The 19,507-nt window shown below is 68.9% G+C and carries 17 protein-coding genes and 1 tRNA gene; 12 read left to right on the top strand and 6 right to left on the bottom strand.

The window, feature by feature from the left end; genetic code table 11:
• Nucleotides 1-203: 203 nt before the first annotated feature.
• The 6 genes from recF (at nucleotide 204) to E1266_RS23900 (ending at nucleotide 8,258) form a co-directional block, all read left to right on the top strand.
• On the top strand, nucleotides 204-1,328 hold the full coding sequence (gene recF, locus E1266_RS23925; RefSeq protein ID WP_132050561.1) for a DNA replication/repair protein RecF: 1,125 nt from the start codon (nucleotides 204-206) through the stop codon (nucleotides 1,326-1,328).
• A gap of 432 nt (nucleotides 1,329-1,760) precedes the next feature.
• On the top strand, nucleotides 1,761-2,108 hold the full coding sequence (locus tag E1266_RS39540) for a DciA family protein (RefSeq protein ID WP_243718782.1): 348 nt from the start codon (nucleotides 1,761-1,763) through the stop codon (nucleotides 2,106-2,108).
• A gap of 379 nt (nucleotides 2,109-2,487) precedes the next feature.
• Complete coding sequence (gyrB, locus tag E1266_RS23915; protein WP_132050559.1) at nucleotides 2,488-4,425, top strand: DNA topoisomerase (ATP-hydrolyzing) subunit B; 1,938 nt, start codon at nucleotides 2,488-2,490, stop codon at nucleotides 4,423-4,425.
• Between the two features lie 85 nt (nucleotides 4,426-4,510).
• The gene (gene gyrA, locus E1266_RS23910) at nucleotides 4,511-7,021 is read left to right on the top strand and encodes a DNA gyrase subunit A (RefSeq protein WP_132050558.1); all 2,511 of its coding nucleotides are present in this window, start codon (nucleotides 4,511-4,513) and stop codon (nucleotides 7,019-7,021) included.
• A gap of 48 nt (nucleotides 7,022-7,069) precedes the next feature.
• Nucleotides 7,070-8,116: a DUF3566 domain-containing protein gene (locus tag E1266_RS39535; RefSeq protein WP_243718780.1), complete on the top strand. Its 1,047-nt coding sequence runs from the start codon at nucleotides 7,070-7,072 to the stop codon at nucleotides 8,114-8,116.
• Between the two features lie 68 nt (nucleotides 8,117-8,184).
• Nucleotides 8,185-8,258, top strand: a tRNA-Ile gene (locus tag E1266_RS23900).
• A gap of 410 nt (nucleotides 8,259-8,668) precedes the next feature.
• Here E1266_RS23900 and E1266_RS23895 read toward each other — a convergent pair.
• Nucleotides 8,669-9,151, bottom strand: coding sequence for a hypothetical protein (locus E1266_RS23895; RefSeq protein WP_132050557.1), 483 nt, complete (start codon nucleotides 9,149-9,151; stop codon nucleotides 8,669-8,671).
• Nucleotides 9,152-9,436: 285 nt separating this feature from the next.
• On the opposite strand from E1266_RS23895, the gene E1266_RS23890 reads away from it, so the two are divergent.
• The gene (locus E1266_RS23890) at nucleotides 9,437-10,555 is read left to right on the top strand and encodes an endonuclease NucS domain-containing protein (protein WP_243718778.1); all 1,119 of its coding nucleotides are present in this window, start codon (nucleotides 9,437-9,439) and stop codon (nucleotides 10,553-10,555) included.
• Between the two features lie 6 nt (nucleotides 10,556-10,561).
• Here E1266_RS23890 and E1266_RS23885 read toward each other — a convergent pair whose 3' ends face one another.
• Both E1266_RS23885 and E1266_RS23880 read right to left on the bottom strand, forming a co-directional pair.
• Nucleotides 10,562-11,101, bottom strand: a complete 540-nt coding sequence (locus E1266_RS23885; protein ID WP_132050556.1) for a hypothetical protein — start codon at nucleotides 11,099-11,101, stop codon at nucleotides 10,562-10,564.
• A gap of 407 nt (nucleotides 11,102-11,508) precedes the next feature.
• A complete protein-coding gene (locus tag E1266_RS23880; RefSeq protein ID WP_132050555.1) occupies nucleotides 11,509-12,369 on the bottom strand; it encodes a dioxygenase in 861 nt (286 codons plus the stop codon).
• 867 nt (nucleotides 12,370-13,236) lie between these two features.
• Between E1266_RS23880 and E1266_RS23875 the strand changes: the two genes are divergently transcribed.
• The 3 genes from E1266_RS23875 to E1266_RS23865 all read left to right on the top strand — a co-directional run bounded on the left by E1266_RS23875 (nucleotide 13,237) and on the right by E1266_RS23865 (nucleotide 15,577).
• Nucleotides 13,237-13,470, top strand: a complete 234-nt coding sequence (locus tag E1266_RS23875) for a hypothetical protein (protein WP_132050554.1) — start codon at nucleotides 13,237-13,239, stop codon at nucleotides 13,468-13,470.
• 40 nt (nucleotides 13,471-13,510) lie between these two features.
• Nucleotides 13,511-14,338 (top strand): AraC family transcriptional regulator, encoded by an 828-nt coding sequence (locus E1266_RS23870; RefSeq protein ID WP_243718777.1) that lies wholly within the window; start codon nucleotides 13,511-13,513, stop codon nucleotides 14,336-14,338.
• Nucleotides 14,339-14,653: 315 nt separating this feature from the next.
• Nucleotides 14,654-15,577: a DMT family transporter gene (locus tag E1266_RS23865; RefSeq protein ID WP_132050552.1), complete on the top strand. Its 924-nt coding sequence runs from the start codon at nucleotides 14,654-14,656 to the stop codon at nucleotides 15,575-15,577.
• Here E1266_RS23865 and E1266_RS23860 read toward each other — a convergent pair.
• The 3 genes from E1266_RS23860 to E1266_RS23850 all read right to left on the bottom strand — a co-directional run bounded on the left by E1266_RS23860 (nucleotide 15,558) and on the right by E1266_RS23850 (nucleotide 18,473).
• Nucleotides 15,558-17,261: a M64 family metallopeptidase gene (locus tag E1266_RS23860; RefSeq protein WP_207945883.1), complete on the bottom strand. Its 1,704-nt coding sequence runs from the start codon at nucleotides 17,259-17,261 to the stop codon at nucleotides 15,558-15,560. The two genes, E1266_RS23865 and E1266_RS23860, sit on opposite strands and share 20 nt — an antisense overlap.
• 193 nt (nucleotides 17,262-17,454) lie before the next feature.
• Nucleotides 17,455-18,246 (bottom strand): SDR family NAD(P)-dependent oxidoreductase, encoded by a 792-nt coding sequence (locus E1266_RS23855; RefSeq protein ID WP_132050548.1) that lies wholly within the window; start codon nucleotides 18,244-18,246, stop codon nucleotides 17,455-17,457.
• A gap of 17 nt (nucleotides 18,247-18,263) precedes the next feature.
• A complete protein-coding gene (locus E1266_RS23850; protein WP_132050546.1) occupies nucleotides 18,264-18,473 on the bottom strand; it encodes a hypothetical protein in 210 nt (69 codons plus the stop codon).
• Between the two features lie 230 nt (nucleotides 18,474-18,703).
• Here E1266_RS23850 and E1266_RS39530 point away from each other — a divergent pair, with 230 nt between their 5' ends.
• Together E1266_RS39530 and E1266_RS23845 are read left to right on the top strand one after the other, a co-directional pair.
• Nucleotides 18,704-18,823: a DLW-39 family protein gene (locus E1266_RS39530; protein WP_221480955.1), complete on the top strand. Its 120-nt coding sequence runs from the start codon at nucleotides 18,704-18,706 to the stop codon at nucleotides 18,821-18,823.
• Between the two features lie 23 nt (nucleotides 18,824-18,846).
• A partial coding sequence (locus E1266_RS23845) for an HAD family hydrolase (RefSeq protein ID WP_207945882.1) occupies nucleotides 18,847-19,507 on the top strand: 661 nt, incomplete at its 3' end.

Below are 19,507 nucleotides of genomic sequence, written 5' to 3'. Positions count from 1 at the left end.
GGTGTGACCCGCCCCCCGGTGTGACCCGCCGCCGTTCCGGCTCGGCGGCGCGAGTTATCCACATTCTCGGTCACCCCTTCCGGGGTGCGCTGGTTGCCGCGATCGTGGGGAGCGGTCGGACGCGAGCGGGCGGAACGGCCTGGGTGCGGACGGATGCGGGGGTGTGGCCGATGCGGCTGTGGAAGGCTCTACGCTCGTGTCTCGTGCACGTCGCCCACCTCTCGCTGCAGGACTTCCGCTCGTATCCGACCGCCGAAGTCGGGCTCGAGCCCGGGGTCACGACGTTCGTGGGGCCGAACGGGCAGGGCAAGACGAACCTGGTCGAGGCCATCGGGTACGTCGCGTCGCACGGCAGCCACAGGGCGGCGACGGACGCACCGCTCGTCCGGCACGGCGCGCCGCGCGCGATCGTGCGCGCCGGGGTGGTGAAGGACGACCGCAAGGCGCTGATCGAGCTTGAGATCAACCCGGGGAAGGCGAACCGGGCGAGGCTCAACCGGTCCCCTGTCCCCCGTCCGCGCGAGATCCTCGGGATGCTGCGGACGGTGCTGTTCGCCCCGGAGGACCTCTCCCTGGTGAAGGGCGACCCGGGGGAGCGGCGGCGGTTCATGGACGAGCTGCTGACCGCACGGGCTCCACGCTTCGCGGGCGTGCGGTCCGACTACGACCGGGTCCTCAAGCAGCGCAACGCGCTGCTCAAATCGGCGGCGGCGCACCGGCGGTCCCCCGGCCCGGAGGTGCTCGCGACTCTGGACGTGTGGGATTCGCATCTGGCGCGCACCGGGGCCGAGCTCCTGGCGGCGCGGCTGAGTCTCGTCGACGCGCTCCGCCCGCTCGTCGTCCGCGCGTATGCGGAGCTCGCCCCGGGCGGTCACGCGGCCGACTTGTACTACAAGAGCTCACTGGGGGACGGCGAGTTGTCCACAGACCGTGGACAACTCGCCGAGCAACTGCTGGCCGCGGTGGGCGAGTCGCGCAAGCAGGAGCTGGAACGCGGAGTGAGCCTCATCGGCCCGCACCGGGACGAGCTCGTCCTGCGGCTGGGGGAGCTGCCGGCGCGCGGCTACGCCAGCCACGGCGAATCGTGGTCGTTCGCGCTCGGGCTGCGGCTCGGCGCGTTCGACCTGCTGCGGGCGGACGGCGACGACCCGGTCCTGATCCTCGACGACGTCTTCGCCGAACTGGACACCGGGCGCCGCAGCCGGCTGGCCGGGATGGTCGCCCCGGCCGAGCAGGTGCTCATCACGGCGGCCGTGCCCGCCGACGTACCGGCCGAATTGACAGGGGGTTCCTATACCGTCTCCGACGGCGAGGTCGTCCGGAACTGATCGGCGTCCCGAAGCGGAGCATTGCGGGTGTCCTTGCCAGGGGCGGCGCTGGAACTGCCTGCGTGGGGAGCGGCGTAGGGCAAGGGGACGGTTCGGCCTTCGGCGAAGGCGGAGCAAGGCTTCACCAAGGGTGGTCCACCGGACGGAAGGGGCAAGCGCGTGAACGACGATCCACAAGATGTGCATAAGTCCCCCGGGCCGGATGTCGGCGGCCCGCCGGTCGGTGGGGCGTCCGTGGGCGGTTCAGCAGGTGACGGCCGGGCGGCCGGCGGTCCGGCCGCTGGTGAGGGGGCTCCGGGGGAGGGAACGCCGGTCAAGTCGGGGATTGAGCTCGCTCGGGAGGCGCTCGCGCAGGCGAAGGCGGATGCCCTGAAGCGGGGCACGCTGCCCGGGCAGAACGGGAAACGCAAGGGCAACGGACGGGTCGTCCGCATGAGGGACCCCGGGCGCGGCGGTGACCCCAAGCTGTTCGGCGCGGCCATCCGCGACCTGATGGCCTCCCGCGGCTGGGAGCAGCGGGCGGCCGTCGGCGGGGTGTTCGGCAACTGGGCCGGCATCGTCGGCGCGGAACTCGCCGAGCACACCCGGCCGGAGCACTTCGAGGACGGCGAGCTCACCGTCACCGCCGACTCGACGACGTGGGCGACGCAGCTGCGCCTGCTGTCGTCCACACTCGTCAGGAGGCTGAACGAGGAACTCGGGCACGGCACCGTCCGCCGGGTGAAGGTGGTCGGCCCCTCCTCCGGTCCGCGCCGGCCAGGCGCCTGGCGCGTCCGCTGAGCCCGTGGAGCGGCCCCGAATCGCGCCCGCCGTCCCGATCCGCCGGGTGCCGGTCCGGGTGGGAACATCTGTTCGGGGAGTCGGGAAGCGAGTTCAGCAGCCAGCGGCACGCAGGACAGAGAATCCCCCGGGACATATAGGGGGGTGTGGCTCCAGGGCCGCTCGGCCGCCACACGCGCATACAGCGCTCTTGAGTGCCACTTTTAGCCCCGTCACCCGGTAGAATGAAATCGGTTCAGGATGCTGCGCCGCCACCGGGCGCCCGGGGCTCTGACCAAGACGAACAGAGCACAACCGGGTGCCCTCATGTGTGTTACGGGGCACACCCGCGCCTCCCTCGGGCGCGGAGCGGCAGACATCCCCGGCAGGAGGATCTCCTTTGGCGTACGACGCTAGTTCGATCACTGTCCTTGAAGGGCTTGAGGCGGTTCGCAAGCGCCCGGGCATGTACATCGGCTCGACCGGTGAGCGCGGCCTGCACCACCTCGTGTACGAGATCGTCGACAACGCGGTCGACGAGGCCCTCGCCGGCTACGCGGACGACATCGTGGTGACGCTGATGGCCGACGGCGGCGTCAGCGTGCGCGACAACGGCCGCGGCATCCCCGTGGGCGAGCACCCGGTGGAGAAGCGGCCGGCCATCGAGCTGGTGTTCACCACGCTGCACGCGGGCGGCAAGTTCGACGGCAAGTCCTATGCGGTCTCGGGCGGGCTGCACGGTGTCGGCTCGTCCGTGGTCAACGCGCTGTCCACCCGGATGGAGGCCGAGGTCCGCCGCAACGGCCACGTGTGGAACCAGTCCTACACGTGGCGGGGCCCGGAGACTGAGCTCCGCCAGGGCGAGGCGACCGAGGAGACCGGCACCCTCATCACCTTCTGGCCGGACCCCGACATCTTCGAGACCCTCGAATGGAACTTCGAGACCCTCTCCCGCCGCATGCAGGAGATGGCGTTCCTCAACCGCGGCCTGGCCATCACGCTGCAGGACGAGCGTCCCGACTACATCAACGGTGAGCCGCACCTCGTCCGGTACCACTACGAGGGCGGCATCGAGGACTTCGTCCGCTACATAAACGCGCGCAAGGAAGCCGTCCACGAGTCGGTGGTGTACTTCGGCGACGACACGACCGGCATGTCGCTCGAGATCGCGATGCAGTGGAACTCCTCCTACTCGGAGTCCGTGCACACCTTCGCCAACACCATCAACACCGCGGAGGGCGGCACGCACGAGGAGGGGTTCCGGGCGGCGCTGACGACGATCGTCAACCGGTACGCCCGCGACAAGGGCCTCCTGCGCGACAAGGACGACAACCTCACCGGCGAGGACGTCCGCGAGGGCCTCACCGCGATCATCTCCATCAAGCTGGCCGACCCGCAGTTCGAGGGGCAGACCAAGACCAAGCTCGGCAACACCGAGGCCAAGTCGTTCGTGCAGCGGGCCTGCAACGTCTACCTGCGCGACTGGTTCGAGGAGAACCCCGGCGAGGCCAAGGAGATCATCAACAAGGCGTCGCAGGCGGCGCGGGCGCGGGTGGCGGCGCGGCAGGCGCGCGACCTGACCCGCCGCAAGAGCCTGCTGGAGTCGACGGCGCTGCCCGGCAAGCTGTCGGACTGCCAGTCCACCGACCCGCGCAAGTCCGAGCTGTACATCGTCGAGGGCGACTCGGCGGGCGGCTCGGCCAAGGGCGGCCGCGACCCGCACTTCCAGGCGATCCTCCCGATCCGCGGCAAGATCCTCAACGTGGAGAAGGCCAGGATCGACAAGATCCTGAAGAACAACGAGGTCCAGGCGATCATCACGGCGCTCGGCACCGGCGTGCACGACGAGTTCGACATCGAGAAGCTCCGCTACCACAAGATCATCCTGATGTCGGACGCGGACGTCGACGGCCACCACATCAACACGCTGCTGCTGACGCTGCTGTTCCGGTTCATGAAGCCGCTGATCGAGGCCGGGCACGTCTACCTGTCCCAGCCCCCGCTCTACAAGATCAAGTGGGATGCGCGGGGGACGGAGGCCGACTACGCCTACTCCGACGCCGAACGGGACGCGATCATCGAGGCCGGGATCGCCGCCGGCAAGCGCGACCCCCGCCCCCGCGACCAGGTGCAGCGCTTCAAGGGCCTCGGCGAGATGAACGCCAACGAGCTGTGGGACACCACCATGGACCCCGACAACCGGGTCCTGCTGCAGGTCCAGCTCGACGACGCCGCGCAGGCCGACGAGCTGTTCAGCGTGCTCATGGGCGAGGAGGTCGAGCCCCGCCGGGAGTTCATCCAGCGCAACGCCAAGGACGTGCGCTTCCTCGACATCTGACGTGCGGGCCTCGGCCGGGCTCCCAGCGGCCTGACTCCCAGAGGCGACCGCACGCGCATCCCACCGAGCAGAAAAGGTCTTCAGAGTGACGGACGTGACCACAGAGGGCGGCCACCCCGGCGAACGGATCGAGCCGGTCGACATCCAGGTCGAGATGCAGAAGAGCTACCTCGACTACGCGATGTCGGTCATCGTCGCGCGCGCCCTGCCCGAGGTTCGCGACGGCCTCAAACCCGTCCACCGCCGCGTCCTCTACGCGATGTACGACGGCGGGTACCGGCCCGACCGCGGCTACTTCAAGTGCGCCCGCGTCGTCGGCGACGTCATGGGGAACTACCACCCGCACGGCGACTCCGCGATCTACGACGCCCTCGTCCGGCTGGCGCAGCCCTGGTCGATGCGCTACCCGCTGGTCGACGGCAACGGCAACTTCGGTTCGCGCGGCAACGACCCCGCCGCGGCCATGCGGTACACCGAGTGCCGCATGGCGCCCCTGGCGATGGAGCTCCTGCGCGACATCGACAAGGAGACCGTCGACTTCTCCCCCAACTACGACGGCCGCTCCCAGGAGCCGGACGTCCTCCCGTCGCGGTACCCGAACCTGCTGGTCAACGGGTCCGCCGGCATCGCGGTCGGGATGGCCACCAACATCCCGCCGCACAACCTGCGCGAGGTCGCCGAGGGCGTCCGCTGGTACCTGGACAACTTCGGCGCCTCCGACGAGGAGCTGCTCGAGGCGCTGATCGAGCGGATCAAGGGCCCCGACTTCCCGACCGCCGGGCTCATCGTCGGCCGCAAGGGCATCGAGGAGGCGTACCGCACCGGCCGCGGGTCCATCACGATGCGGGCCGTCGTGGACGTCGAGGAGATACAGGGTCGTACCTGCCTCGTGGTGACCGAACTCCCCTACCAGGTCAACCCGGACAACCTCGCGCTCAAGATCGCCGACCTGGTGAAGGACGGCAAGCTCGACGGCATCGCCGACGTCCGCGACGAGACGTCCGGCCGGACCGGGCAGCGCCTCGTCATCGTCCTCAAGCGGGACGCCGTCGCCAAGATCGTCCTCAACAACCTGTACAAGCAGACCCAGCTCCAGGAGACGTTCGGCGCGAACATGCTCGCGCTCGTCGACGGCGTGCCGCGCACCCTGCGCGTCGACCAGTTCGTCCGGCACTGGGTCACGCACCAGGTGGACGTCATCGTCCGCCGCACCCGGTTCCTGCTCCGCAAGGCCGAGGAGCGCGCCCACATCCTGCGCGCCCTCCTCAAGGCGCTCGACCGCATCGACGAGGTCATCGCGCTCATCCGCCGCTCGCCGTCCGCGTCCGAGGCGCAGCAGGGCCTGATGAGCCTCCTGGAGATCGACGAGATCCAGGCGCAGGCCATCCTCGACATGCAGCTGCGCAAGCTCGCCGCCCTGGAGCGCCAGCAGATCACCGACGAGTACGACAAGCTCATGGCGGAGATCGCCGACTACAACGACATCCTGGCCTCGCCCGTCCGGCAACGCCAGATCATCGCCGACGAGCTCGCCCCCATCGTCGAGAAGTTCGGCGACGAGCGCCGCACCGAGATCATCCCGTTCGACGGGGACGTGTCGTACGAGGACCTCATCGCCGAAGAGGACGTCGTCGTCACCATCACCCGCGGCGGCTACGCCAAGCGCACCAAGACCGACCTGTACCGGGCGCAGCGCCGCGGCGGCAAGGGCGTGCGCGGCGCGCAGCTGAAGCAGGACGACATCGTCGACCAGTTCTTCGTCACCACGACGCACCACTGGATCCTGTTCTTCACCAACAAGGGCCGCGTCTACCGCGCCAAGGCGTACGAACTCCCCGACGCCGGCCGGGACTCGCGCGGCCAGCACGTCGCGAACCTGCTCGCCTTCCAGCCGGACGAGCACATCGCCCAGGTCATGGACCTGCGCGACTACGAGGTGGCGCCCTACCTCGTCCTCGGCACGAAGAAGGGCCGCGTCAAGAAGACCGCCCTGCGCGACTTCGACTCGCCCCGCACCGGCGGCATCATCGCCATAAATCTCGTCGACGACGACGAGGTCATCGCGGCGCGGCTCGTCTCGTCCGACGACGACCTGCTGATGGTCTCCACCGGCGCCCAGGCGATCCGCTTCCGCGCCGACGACGAGTCGCTGCGGCCGATGGGACGCGCCACGTCCGGCGTCATCGGCATGCGTTTCGAGGAAAGCCAGGAAGTCCTTAACATGCTGGTTGTGCAGGACAGCTCCCAGGACGTCCTGGTCGCCACCCAGGGCGGCTACGCCAAGCGGACTCCGATCGACCAGTACCCTCTCCAGGGTCGTGGGGGTAAGGGCGTCCTCACCGCTAAGATCGTGGAATCGCGGGGAACGTTGGTAGGGGCCCTCATGGTGGGACCGGACGACGAGGTGTTCGCGATGACGTCCAACGGGGGCGTCATCCGCACCACCGCCGCGGAGATCAAGCAGTCCGGCAGGCAGACCATGGGCGTCCGCCTGATGAACCTCGCGGACGGGGACAGCGTGGTGGCCATCGCGAGGAACGTAGAGTCCATGGTGGAGGACTCAGACGACGCCGAGGGGAGCGACGGTGGTGAGTGAGGCGCCCGGCCCCTCCCCTGGTAACGAGCCGATAGGCCAGGAGGACACGTGAGCACCGAGCCCGGCAAGAGCAAGGGCGGGCCCGGCGCCGGTGAGCCCGGCGCGGGCCGCCCCGGCGCCGGCACCTCCGGCAAGAAGCCCGAAGCCGCACCCGGCAAGAAGCCCGCCGGAAAGCCGAGCAAGACGGTGGCCGCCGCGTCCGCCAAGTCCGGCCGGGACGAGACGACCGTCGAGATCGACAAGGCCGAGAAGGACGCCGAGACCCCGGCGCCGAAGCCCGGCACGGAGGAGACCCGGAGCGACCTCGCGTCCCTCAAGGACGAGTCCGAGTCGCCCGCCCCGGAGATCGCGCCGGTCAAGGACACCACTGAGCCGCCGTCCAAGGACGAGGACGCCAAGCCGGCGAGCACGCCTTCCGAGAAGCCCGCCGCCCCGAAGGCGGCCGCTTCCGCGCCCGCCTCCTCCTCGTCCTCCTCCGGCTCGGCGGGCTGGGCCAGGCCCGCCGAACCGTCCGCGTCGGTCTCCACAGAACGTACGCAGCAGTCCGCCAAACCGTTCAACGCGGGCACCCCGGGGCCGGCCTCGGGCAACTCGTCCAACGCCGCGGGCACCACCGCCCCGGCCAAGCCGAGCCGCCCGAGCTTCGCCCGCACGGTCCTCAAGGACCGCCCCTTCGGGTCGTCGGCGACCACCCAGGCCAAGCCCGCCGACGGCAAACCCGCCCGCAAGGCGCAGCTGCAGCTCGCCCGGCTCGAACCGTGGTCGGTGATGAAGTTCAGCTTCGTCATGTCCGTCGTCTGCTTCGTCATCCTCCTCGTCGCCGTCATCGTCCTCTACACGATCCTGTCCGCCCTCGGCGTGTTCGACGCCATCAGCGACACGATCAACAGCCTCACCAGAGAGCAGGGCGAGACCACCGGAGCCGTCGACGCGGGCAACTGGTTCTCCTTCTTCCGCATCTTCGGCTACACCGTCCTCGTCGGCGCCCTCAACGTCCTCCTCATCACCGCCCTCTCCACCGTCGGCTCCGTCATCTACAACCTCGCCGCCGACCTCGTCGGCGGCGTCGAGGTGACCCTCAAGGAGGCCGAGTAATCGATTTCCGGTTGCCCCGCCAGATGGGGTAACCTCTCGTTGCGCCGCCAGAACCAGCGGCACAACCCGGGCCTATAGCTCAGTCGGTTAGAGCGCATCCCTGATAAGGATGAGGCCGGAGGTTCAAGTCCTCCTAGGCCCACCTCTCAGAGCCCCCATCGGTCGACCGGTGGGGGCTTTTGACAGCCGTGGTGACAGCGACGGCTCAGCTTCCGGCGTCCCGAACAGTTCGCCCGCCACTTGCCGAGCCCGGTCCGGTGGTCCTCGACGCAGCCGTGATCTTCGGAGACGTCAACCTCGACGAAAGCAGCCGAGGAGTACGCCGCCGTCGCTCTCATGCTCGCTCAGGAGGGTGCATGAACCCGCCTCCCGCAAACCTGACGAACCGATGCAACTGCCGCGCCGATACGACAGCCGTGGACGACCCTGCCGAGCCCATAGGTCATCGCCAGCGCGGAGGCAGGGGTGAAGGGCGGTCGTCCAGCGGGCGCTCCACCTGCCCCTCCCTCCTGGCTCGCACTCGGAAGGTGGGGCGATGGTCCGGCGGCGCAATCAGGTCGTGGGATCTCCGGGCGTGAGGTGTTGGTGCTCGGCCGCGATCTCGAATCCTGATAGCTCGTCCCAGGGGACGGCGGACCAGAGGCTTTCCAGGGCGCTCCAGATTCGTTCCACCAGCGCCCAGTCGGGTCGGTCACCGGCCAAACTGATCACCGCTAGGAGGTCGCTGCCCCAGACGCCGTGCTCGTTGTCCGGATCCGCATGGATGACCGTCTCAGCGATGAAGCGGACACCTACTTGGATCTCGAGCAAGAGGTCATCAAGGGCGATCTCTCTATGTTCGTCTGTAGTCGCCAACCTGAAAGCGTCGATGGCCTCTTGCTCAGGTCCCTCCCACTGGCCCGGTCCAGGTCGGGGTGGTCCAACCGCCTCTCCGTGGAGCGGGCCGTGCTCCAGCAGCCTGTCCAGGAGGTTGCTCATGGCTGAGGCGCCGGTCGCCTCGCCGGCCCTGCAGAAGAACTTGAGCTGGTACACCATCCAGACTCACCCACCTGGCCCGATCTCCGGTCAGGACGATCATGGTCGCTGACGGCGGCGACGGCAACGGTGATGAGGAAACCAGCCGATGTGGCCGGGTTCCGTTGGGTCTTTTGCGCGGGGGCAGCTGTGTGCTTTCGCCCTTCTGGTTTGGGCTTTTGGCCGGGAAACGTGCTGGTATTTCGTTGATTGTGGTGAAGGGGTCGTCTCGGTGGTTCGGGCTCGGCATCATGGGGGTTGCTGAGCGGTCACTGCTGGTGATGTGGGATTGCTGGGCGCTGGTCGGTGGTGTGGGTGACTCTCGAAAGCGGAGGAGCAGGCGTGCCGGTCGAAGTGGGTCTGTGGCGGGTGGACGGTGGCAAGCCGCAGCGGATGAGTTCGACCGGCATCGAGCGGGAGAAGCAGCTCGAAGACCTGATCGAGCATGATCCAGCCATTCTCGGCTACCCGCTGCTCATCATCGGGCGTCAGGTGGCGACCCGGAGCGGGGGCATCATCGATCTGCTCGGGGTGGACGAGGAGGGCAATCTCCACGTCCTCGAGCTCAAGCGCGGCCGCACGCCCCGGGAGGTCGTCGCCCAGGTGCTCGACTACGGTTCATGGATCTCCGGGCTGACGCACGATGACGTCAAGGGGATCTACGAAGCCGGCAAGCACGATGCGCCCTTCGAAACGGCGTTCTCGGAGATGTTCAAGACGAGTCCTCCTGAGGAGCTGAACTCCTCGCACACCCTGACCATCGTCGCCCACGACGCGGACGCTTCCACCGAGCGCATCGTGACCTACCTCAGTCGCTTCGACGTTCCGGTGAACGTCGCGCTCTTCCGGTACTTCGTGGACGACGGCCGCAAGTACCTGGCCCGCACCTGGCTGGTCAGCGAGACCGCGGTCGCGTCCCAGGCCGGCTCGTCGAAGAAGAGCACCAAGGAGAAATGGAACGGGGAGGACTGGTACGTCGCCTTCGGCGTCGACGAGAGCGGTGTCCGCGAATGGGAGGACGCCCGCAGGTACGGATTCGTCTCGGCCGGCGGAGGTGTTTGGTACAGCAAGACGCTCCGTAGGTTGCCGGTCGGCGCACGCGTGTTCGTCCACATTCCGAAGAGCGGTTACGTCGGTGTCGGCAGGGTGACCCGCGAAGCCCGACCGTTTCCCGAAGCGGTCGTCGACGTGGAGGGTGAGGAGCGTCCACTCGCCGAGCAGGAGCTCCGGGGAAAGTACGTCCACACCGTCGACAAGGACGAGGACATCACCGAGTACGTGGTCACCGTCGAGTGGGAGCGTGAGGTACCTCAGGCGAATGCGTTCTGGGTCTCCGGCCTGTTCGCCAACCAGAACAGCGCCTGCCCGATGCGCAGCAGCTTCACCATCGACGCCCTCGCCAAGGCGTTTCGGCTCGACGCCTGACGTCCACTAGGTGGTCTCGTCTTTGACCTCTAGGGTTTTCTGCGCCAGGCCGATGAAGGTCACGTATGCCTCCCGGAACTCCCGGTAGGCGCGGTCGTATGTTTCCCGGCGGTCGGGGTCGTTCTCAGTTACCAACGCCTTGAGGAGCGACTCGACGCGCCGTGCCATGTCCCGTACGTGGTCCGCGGCGGCGGAGACGTCGGCAGGGCCGTCGAGTCGGACCTCATGCATCGCCCTGTTCATCTCTGCAATCGCCGGGCCGATGCGACTGGACATTTGCCGGAGGAGCCGGTCCTTGCTCGCACGGTCTTGCTGCGCGTCGACTTCCTCGATCTGCCAGGTGACCGCGCTGAACTCGTGCACGCACCTCATCAGCTCCCGATAAGTGGAGCGGCGCCGCTCGTGCTGTTCGCGGAGGGCTTGAGCGCGGGTGGTCGTCTTGGCCTGGGCCAGCGCCGCGCCCAGCGTCGCCCGTGAGGTGATGTAGCTGGCTCCTAATGCGGTCAGCGCGGTGAGGATGCCGACCCAGAGTCCGCTGTTCGCCATGGTGTGGAAGTGTCTCAGCCGAGGGTCGCCATTGCGAGAGGCCATTGGCCGATCACCGATCCCGCCGGTGGCGGTCAGTCGGCGTCACGGAGGGGTGGCGGGCTCGAGCGAGAGGCAGCGATCGTGAAGATTCGTGTGCTTGGCCGGGGCGGCTTTTCCTCAAGGGTGTGGATAACCACGACTCTGTGGAGTGACGGACGACGTCGGTTACGGTCGGCTGGACGGCTCTGCGAGGAGCCGCATTGTTGGTGCGGAAGAGTGCCGTCCGCCGCCGGGACGGCCGGGGATTCGGCTTATCAGGTGGGGTACGGGGGATGGCGGCTTGAGCGTTCGGACTCGGTGCCGGAAGGGCCCGGTTCGGCATGGGGGTGGGGCGGGATTTCCACAGGTTGTGGATAAGTGTGTGGTCAGGTTCGGGCTTTGGTCAGGGTCAGGTCGAACTCCGCGCGCCGGAAGGGGGGCCGGAGGCCGTACTGCGCGGCCTCCTGTTCGTCGTTCGACTCGGCGAAGTCGACGATGAGGCTTTGTTTGACCGCGAAGACCGCGTCCGAGTCGAGGTAGGGGCTTCCTGCGACGAAGACATGGGTCGTCAGGGGTGTGTGGCCGGCGGCCTGGACGATGACGTGAATGTGCGCGGGGCGGTACGGGTGGCGTTCGGTGGCCTGCAGCAACCGGCCTACCGGTCCGTCTGTGGGAATCGGGTAATGGCTGGGGACGACCGTGCGGAAACGGAATCGTCCTTCGGTGTCGGTGTGGAAAAGTCCGCGGCCGTTGCCTGGCGGCTGTAGGTCAGGTTGCTGGACGTCGTAGAACCCTTGTTCGTTGCACTGCCACACGTCGACTTCGGCGCCGGGGAGTGGCGTCCCGTCGGTGTTGAGGACGCGACCGGAAACCACACATGGTTCGCCCTCGCCGACGAGATCGATGTTGTCGCCTAGGTTGCGTGGGGGCGAGTCCACCATGTGGAAGGGGCCCAAGACAGTGCTCTCTGTTCCGCCCGCGCGTTCGTTCAGGGTTTCCACGAGCATTGAGACACCGAGGACGTCGGAGAGCAGAACGAACTCCTGGCGGGTGTCGCTGCAGGCGTGGCCGACCGCCGTGAGGAACTGAATCGCCTGCTCCCACTCCTGGATGGACGGTCTCGTCTCGCGGACGAAGGCGTGCAGGTGCGCTGTGAGGGCGGTCAGGATCTCCTGGAGACGCGGATCCGGTGTCTTGCCGAAACTCTCCTGGACGGCCCGGGCGGCGGTGTCCGCGTTGAAGTCCACGAGATGCCTCCTATCCACAAGCTGTGGATAACTTTGCGCGGCGGTGAGGCCGGTGTTTCGTCCCCGGTCGGGCGGCGCCCCGTCCCTTCCCATAATCCTCTCCTGTTGTGGTCTTCGCACGGCCGAATGACGCGTCAACGCTCCGTCGGGAGGTGTGCATGTAGCCTTCGCGACTGCCCGCGCCGGTGGTTTGGCGGCGTTTGCGCATGTCATGATCACGGTGTCGTGGGGCTGCGGGTTGTGCGTGGGGCTGGGGATTTCCGGTGGGCAGCGCTGTCCACCGGTCTCGGCGGGCTGTGGAGGCCGCTTGCCCACAGGGTGTGAACGGGGTGTGGGCGACACTCCGTTCAAGGTGCTGTTTTAGCTGGTCAGCAGGTTTTCCACGGCGTGGACAACGGGGCGGCGGGGTTGGGGGCAACCTGGGGAAGAATGGTGGACGCCGTGGCCGGCGGTCGTACCCAGGGTGTGCACAGTAGTTATCCACAGGTTGTGGATTCCGTACATGGCGGTGCGGCGGGGTGGATCCTGTGAGAGGACGGAGGGCAGGAGGCCGCTCGAACCGTGGAAAACCCCATTGTTCTGGGGATTTCTCTGTGGACGCGACCTTCTGCAGCGCCGAGTGGCATGGTCCGGGGGATGTGTGCGGACGATGTGCACAGCCTGTGGATAAGTGTCGGCCGGAGATGGGGAGAGGGATGTCGCTTCGTGGTCTGTACAGGTGCCGCACCATCCGGCTGAATGTCGGCATGAGGTCAAGTCTCGTGGCGTCCACGGCGGTGTGCGGGCGCGGCTGCGTACGATGGCCCGGTCGCTCCGCGGCGCCTCCGACCTGCGAACACCAGTTCGAATACGTGCTACGCTCGCGGAATGGGGCAGTTGCTGAACGAGCCGGTTCGCGCCGAGCAGGACACGGCGGGACGGCTCACCGCGTACGAGTGGCGGGGGTCGCGCTACGCGGTCGACGAGGTGCTGAAGACGTACGGGACGGCCCAGGAGGGGCGCGTGTACCGGGTCCGGGTCACGGGCGCCGAGGGAGTGGCGGTCGCGGAGCTCGGCCGTGACGAGGATCGCTGGCGGATCCGGCACGTCTTCTCCGCCTGACCCCTCGGGGGCCGCCGTCGACCAAACCCTCTGGACGCGTGTGGACGGCGTCCAAGGGAGCCCGCTGGACCTGCTGACGGCCCGGATCGGCCGGCGGCACTACGCGCCGCACATCCACGACGAGTACGCCATCGGCGTCACCGTCGCCGGGCTGGAGACGATGCGCTACCGCGGCGAGAAGGTCTACTCCGGCGCGGGCAGCGTGGTCGTGGTCGAGCCGGGAGAGGCGCACACGGGCGGTCCCGCCCTCCCCGAGGGTTTCGCGTACCGGTGTTTCTATCCGGATGCCGAGCTCCTCAGCGCGGCGACGTCGAGCGGCGGCCCTTCGGCGCTGCCGCACTTCCGTGAGGCGATCATCGACGATCAGGGGCTCGGCGAAGCGCTCCGGCTCGCGCACCGTGCCCTGAGGCTGGGCGAAGATCCTCTGGAAGGAGAGTCGCGCCTGCTGAATGTTCTGGGGACGCTCGTGGCTCGGCACGCCGTCCAGGCCCCCAAGATCGTTTCTGGCGGGCGCCGGGGCGACGCCGGACGGATCGCACGAGCCGTCACCGCGCGGCTGTCGGACGAACTCCTCACGCCGCCCACCCTCGCGGAGGTCGCCGACGACTTGGAGCTATCCCGCTACCAGTTGCTGCGCGCCTTCCGCGACACCGTGGGCATGCCACCGTACGCGTGGCTGGCCCAATACCGGGTGATGCGAGCCCGCACGCTCCTGGAGGCGGGGCATCGCCCGGCGGAGGTCGCGGCTCTCGTCGGCTTCGCCGACCAGGCGCACCTCACCCGATGGTTCCGGCGAGTCGTGGGCGTCACACCCGGCGTTTACCGCAACAGCGTTCAAGACAGCATGGTCCGCCGCATCGCATCCTGAACCCGTCAATCGGTCGCATATCCCGGGCCGCCATGCCGTCCGGCGCGTGTCGTCCAGTCGCCTGTCACGCGCCGGCCCCCGCGGTGGCGTGTCGCGGGCCATGCGTCCACAGGGGCTCCGTCACGGAACGTCCGTCGAACCATGCGTGTTGAGGACGTCTGACGCGGACGCGCCCTGTGCGCTCGGCACTCGTCCGTGGGACCGGGGGCCGCAGCGTGGATCAGATCCTGTCGCGGGATCGCGCGCCGGTAGGCGCCCGTAGTTGTGGGTCGCGCTCCTGGGCGGCGGAGCGGGGCATCGGGAATGGAGGTCGGGGTGAGCCGTCGAGGTTGGGCGCTGTTCGTGCTGATGGGGGTGCTGTGGGGCATCCCCTACCTGATGATCAAGGTGGCGGTCGAGGATGTCTCGGTGCCCATGGTGGTGTTCGCGCGGACGGCGCTGGGCGCGGCCGTGCTGCTGCCGCTGGCGATCCGGGCGGGGCGGCTCGATGTGGTGCGCCGGCACTGGCGTCCCCTGCTGGCCTTCACGGCGGTGGAGATCCTCGGCCCGTGGGCGCTGCTGTCGCACGCCGAGACCGAGCTGACCAGTTCGATGACGGGCCTGCTGATCGCCGCGGTGCCGATCGTCGGGGTCGTGCTCGCCAGGCTCGTGGGTGACGCCGAGCGGCTCGGCCCGGTGCGCTGGGCGGGGCTGCTGGTCGGGCTGACCGGCGTCTGCGTCCTGGCCTGGCCGCATCTCGGCGGCGGCAGCGCGTGGGCGGTCGGCGAGGTCATGCTCGTCGCGCTCGGCTACGCGATCGCGCCGATGATCGCGCTCCGCCGGCTGCAGGACCTCCCGAGCCTCCAGATGGCCGCGTTCTCGCTGGCCATCGCCGCGGCCGTCTACACGGGGCCCGCGGTGCTCACCTGGCCGGACTCGATGCCGAGCACGCGGGTGCTGGCCGCGCTCATCGCGCTCGGCCTGGTGTGCACGGCGCTCGCCTTCATCGTGTTCTTCGAGCTCATCCGGGAGGTCGGCGCGTCCCGGGGGATGGTGTTCACCTATGTGAACCCGGCCGTCGCGGTCGCCGCCGGTGTGGTCTTCCTCAGCGAGCCGTTCACCGGCACGATCATGCTGTCGTTCGCGCTGATCCTCGGTGGTTCCGTCCTCGCGACCGTGCAGCGCCGCCAGGCGCCCGCACCCACCCCCGACCCGGAGGGCACGCGGCGCGATCCGGCGGTCAGCGAAGGGTCACTGTGAACTTCGCGGGCTTCCCGATGTTGCCCGCTGGGTCGATCGCCCGGTATTCGATGGTGTGCCGGCCCTTGCCGAGTCTGCCGTGGGTGAGGCCGTCGATGACGGTGCCTTCCGCGGTGAACAGCCATGGGGCGGACGAGTCGGTCGGCCAGCCGAAGTAGTTGAACCAGCCGTCGCCGTCCACGCGGAACTCTGTGACGACCGCGCCGGGACGGTCGTCCTCGCCCGTCAGCCGCATCGTGAAGGGACCGTCGAAGACGTAGGAGCCTCCTGGACGAGCGTGCGCCGCCTCCGACAGTTCGTAGGACGCTGTCGGAGGTTGCCCGTCGATCGTCCAGGCCCGGCTACGGGAACCGACACGCGCGACCAGTTGATGTGTGCCCTTTGACAGGTCGAGGCGTGCGAGATCGATGTCGCGGTCACCGCCCCGTACCCCTCGCCCGTCGACCTCCCAGCGAACGGTGGGTGCGCTGCGCGTCGGGTGCGTTGTCTCCACGTACACGACCGATTCACTGCCCACGGGCTTGTCGGTGGGTGTGGACGAGGTGAAGTCGACCGGCACGTGCTCTGGCGTGGTGGCGATGTCGGTGTCGACCGTCCACGTGCGGGTCTGGGTGAGTGCCGGCGTGGCGCGTATGGCCGGGTCCCTGACGAAGTGTGTGGGGTCGGTGACCTTCACCTGGACGGTGTGCAGGCCCTTCTTGAGTCGCAACCGGGTCAGGTCAAGGTCGGAGCCCTTCCGCACGACACGCCCGTCGACCGTCCACGTCACGGACAACCGGTGCCTGGCCGGGTGCATGGTCTCCACCCACAGGACACGGTCATCGCCCACGGCCGTGTCGTTCCGCGTGTGCGCCTGGATCAGGTTGACCTTGGCTGAGATCCGCTGGGTCATCTGTTCGCGGGCGACCTGGTCGAAGTAGTAGCCCAGCGTTTTCATCATCGAGTGCTGGCTCGGCCTCCACACGCCCTTACTGAAGTAGAGCCCGCCCTCGTACCGCCCTATGGTGCCCCCGGACTCGCTTCGTTCACCGAGCCACCGCCACCACTTCTTCTTCTGCGACTTCATCTCGTGCTCTGTCAGCAGCGTGTGGTGGACGGACTCAGGCTCAGGACCGCTGTACGTCCCACCCGGAACGCCACGCTGGTAGTAGTCGTACTCGTCGTTCAACCCACCCAGCGAGTGGCCCAACTCATGCGGCGCGATGAGTGCAGACATCGCGTTCCCGCCCGACGCCGTCGCGTAGGCGCCGCCTGCTCCGCCGTAGGTGTCGCTGTTGGCGAGCGCGAGAATCTGGCGGTTTCCTGTGGTCGTCCCTGCGACGAGGTCCGCATACGTCTTGGCCGCGGTGGAGTCGACCGTGAGAAGCCGCTGGATACCGTCCTCCCTGCACCCGCTCCAGAACGCCATGCGCAGCGGCGTCGTCCGGCGTGGGGAAGTCAGCGACGGGTCGCAGCTCACCCCAGACTCACCGGACGGAATCTCGACCGCGTACACGTTCATGTAACTCCGGTACGACTTGAACGGCTCGATCGTCCACAGGTCGTTCAGGTGCTCGGCGAGATGGGCGCGGAACTTCGGCATGTCCTCCGGCGTGTAGCCGTCGCCAAGAACGACCAAGTTGAAGCGCTTGGCCGGATCCCCGGTGATCTGAACAGGGACGACCGTCGCGTCCTCGGGCTCCACCGCCTCCGCGGGCACCGCCGTCAGGGACAGGACGGCCACGGCCGCCGCGACGGCCACGGCCACCCGGCCCGTCCACATGAGCAGACCTCCTCGCGTGGGCGCGCGGCGGGCGGGGTGCGGCCCGGAGGGCGCCGGCTCACCCCGCTGATCAAGCGGGGACAGTCCGGATTATCACCCGCAATCCGTCCAGTCGCTAGCGTTTGTCGCGCTGGCCGTCCGCGAGCCCCCGCGCGACCCGATGCCCGCCGGCCCGCCGCTGCACGGCCGCCGACAGGCCGGGCGCGACCCCGCCCAGCCTGGCCCCGAGGCGCAGCCCGAGCGGCGCCACGTCGACCTCCGCGATGTTCCGCTCGATGGCCCGGACGGTCGCCCGCGCCACGTCACGAGGCGTCCGCGTGCCGACGCCCTTGGGCAGCGTGACCCCGGCGTCGGCGAACATGCCCGCGTCCCGGATGAAGCCGGGGAACACCGTCGACACGCCGACGCCGTGCGGCCGCATGTCCTCCCGCAGAGCCAGTGCGAATCCCCGCATTCCGAACTTCGTCGCGTTATAGAGGGACGCGTGGCCGGACGCCGTCTTCCCGGCGAGGGACGACACGAACACCAGGTGCCCCCGGCCACGTTCGGCCATCTGCGCCCCCGCGAGCTTCGCCATCACGATCGGTGCCCGCAGGTTGACGTCCAGCACGCGGTCGATCTCGGTCATCGAGTATTCGTCGAGCAGGCCGGACGCGGGCAGCGCCGCGTTCGCGACCAGCACGTCCACCCGGCCGACCTCGTCCAGCAGCAGCTCGGCCGCCGCACGATCCGCCAGGTCGGCCACGATGGCCCGGCCGCCGAGCCGCTCCGCCAGGGGTTCGAGGACGTCCGCCCGCCGGCCCGTGAGGACGATCTGCCCGCCGCGATCGGCCAGCGCGATCGCCAGCGCCCGGCCGATCCCGCCCGTCGCCCCGGTCACCAGGACGGTCGCTCCACCCAGCTCCATGACGTGATCCTTTCGGATCACATGCCGATGCGCCAGAGCAGCAGAATTATCGACGAGAGCACCAGCCCGGCCGCGCCGAGCGGAACCTCACCCATCGCGATCATGGCCGTGCAGCCCGTCGCGGTCAGGCCGGCGACGAGCACCATCCCCCGGCCGCCGGACGGCTCCTCCCGCGGCGCGCCGGAGTCGAACTCGCGTTCCCAGCGCCGGAAGTCGTCCTCTGCCATCGGTACTCCCGAAGGTCCGTCCCACGGATTATGCGACCGCCCGGCCACCCCCGCGCAATGGCGCGGACGTGACAGCACCCCCACCGGGATTGGACGCCGGGTCCGATACGGGCGAGGGGGTGCGGATCGCCCGCGAACGGTTGCTAGGCTGCTGAGAGCCTGGGAAAGCAGACGCTGATGCGAACGCGTCCCGGGTTTTGACTTCATAGTCGAGGTGAAGGGGTCCCACCATGAAGAAGCTGCTCGTTCTTGCCGTCGTCGCACTTGGTGGCTTCGCCGTCTGGCGCCGGATGCAGCAGGACCGCGCCGAGCTGGACCTGTGGACCGAGGCCACGTCGTCCGACAGCTGAGCCGCCGGCGATAAGGCCCCGGCGTGAACGAAGCAGAGCCGATCACCGTCGCCTGCCTCGATCTCGCCGGGACCACTGTCGCGGACGGCGACACCGTCCGCACCGCCTTCACGGAGGCGATCGCCGCCCTGGGGATCGTCTCCGGCACGGCGGCCCACGAGCGCGCCCTGGCACGCCTCCGCGAATCACACGGTGAGTCGCAGATCGGCATCTTCCGGTCGCTTTTCGACGAGCCCCGCGCCCAGGCCGCGCACCTGGCCTTCGAACGCTCCTACGACGAGCTCGTCGACCGCCGCGGCCTGCAGCCCGTCCCCGGCGCCGCCGAAACCCTCGACCTCCTCCGCGGCGCCGGCATCAGCGTCTGCCTGCTGACCGCCTTCAACCGCCGCACGCAGGCCCGCGTCCTCGACACCCTCGACTGGTGGCACCGCGCCGACCTGACGCTCTGCCCCAAGGACGCCCCCCGCGACCGCCCGCGGCCCGACCTCATCCTCACCGCGGCCCTGCGCCTGGGCGTGGACGACGTCCGCAACATCGCCGTCTGCGCCGACACGGCCACCGCCATCCGCGCGGGCCGCCGCGCCGGCGCCTCCATCGTCGCCGGCACCCTGACCGGCGCCCACGACCACGACCGCCTCCGCACCGCCGGCGCCACCCACATCCTCCCCAGCGTCACCGCCCTCC

The organism is Actinomadura sp. 7K534, assembly GCF_004348575.1.
GTDB classification, from domain to species: domain Bacteria; phylum Actinomycetota; class Actinomycetes; order Streptosporangiales; family Streptosporangiaceae; genus Spirillospora; species Spirillospora livida.
This window is presented reverse-complemented; position numbering and strand designations above follow the sequence as displayed.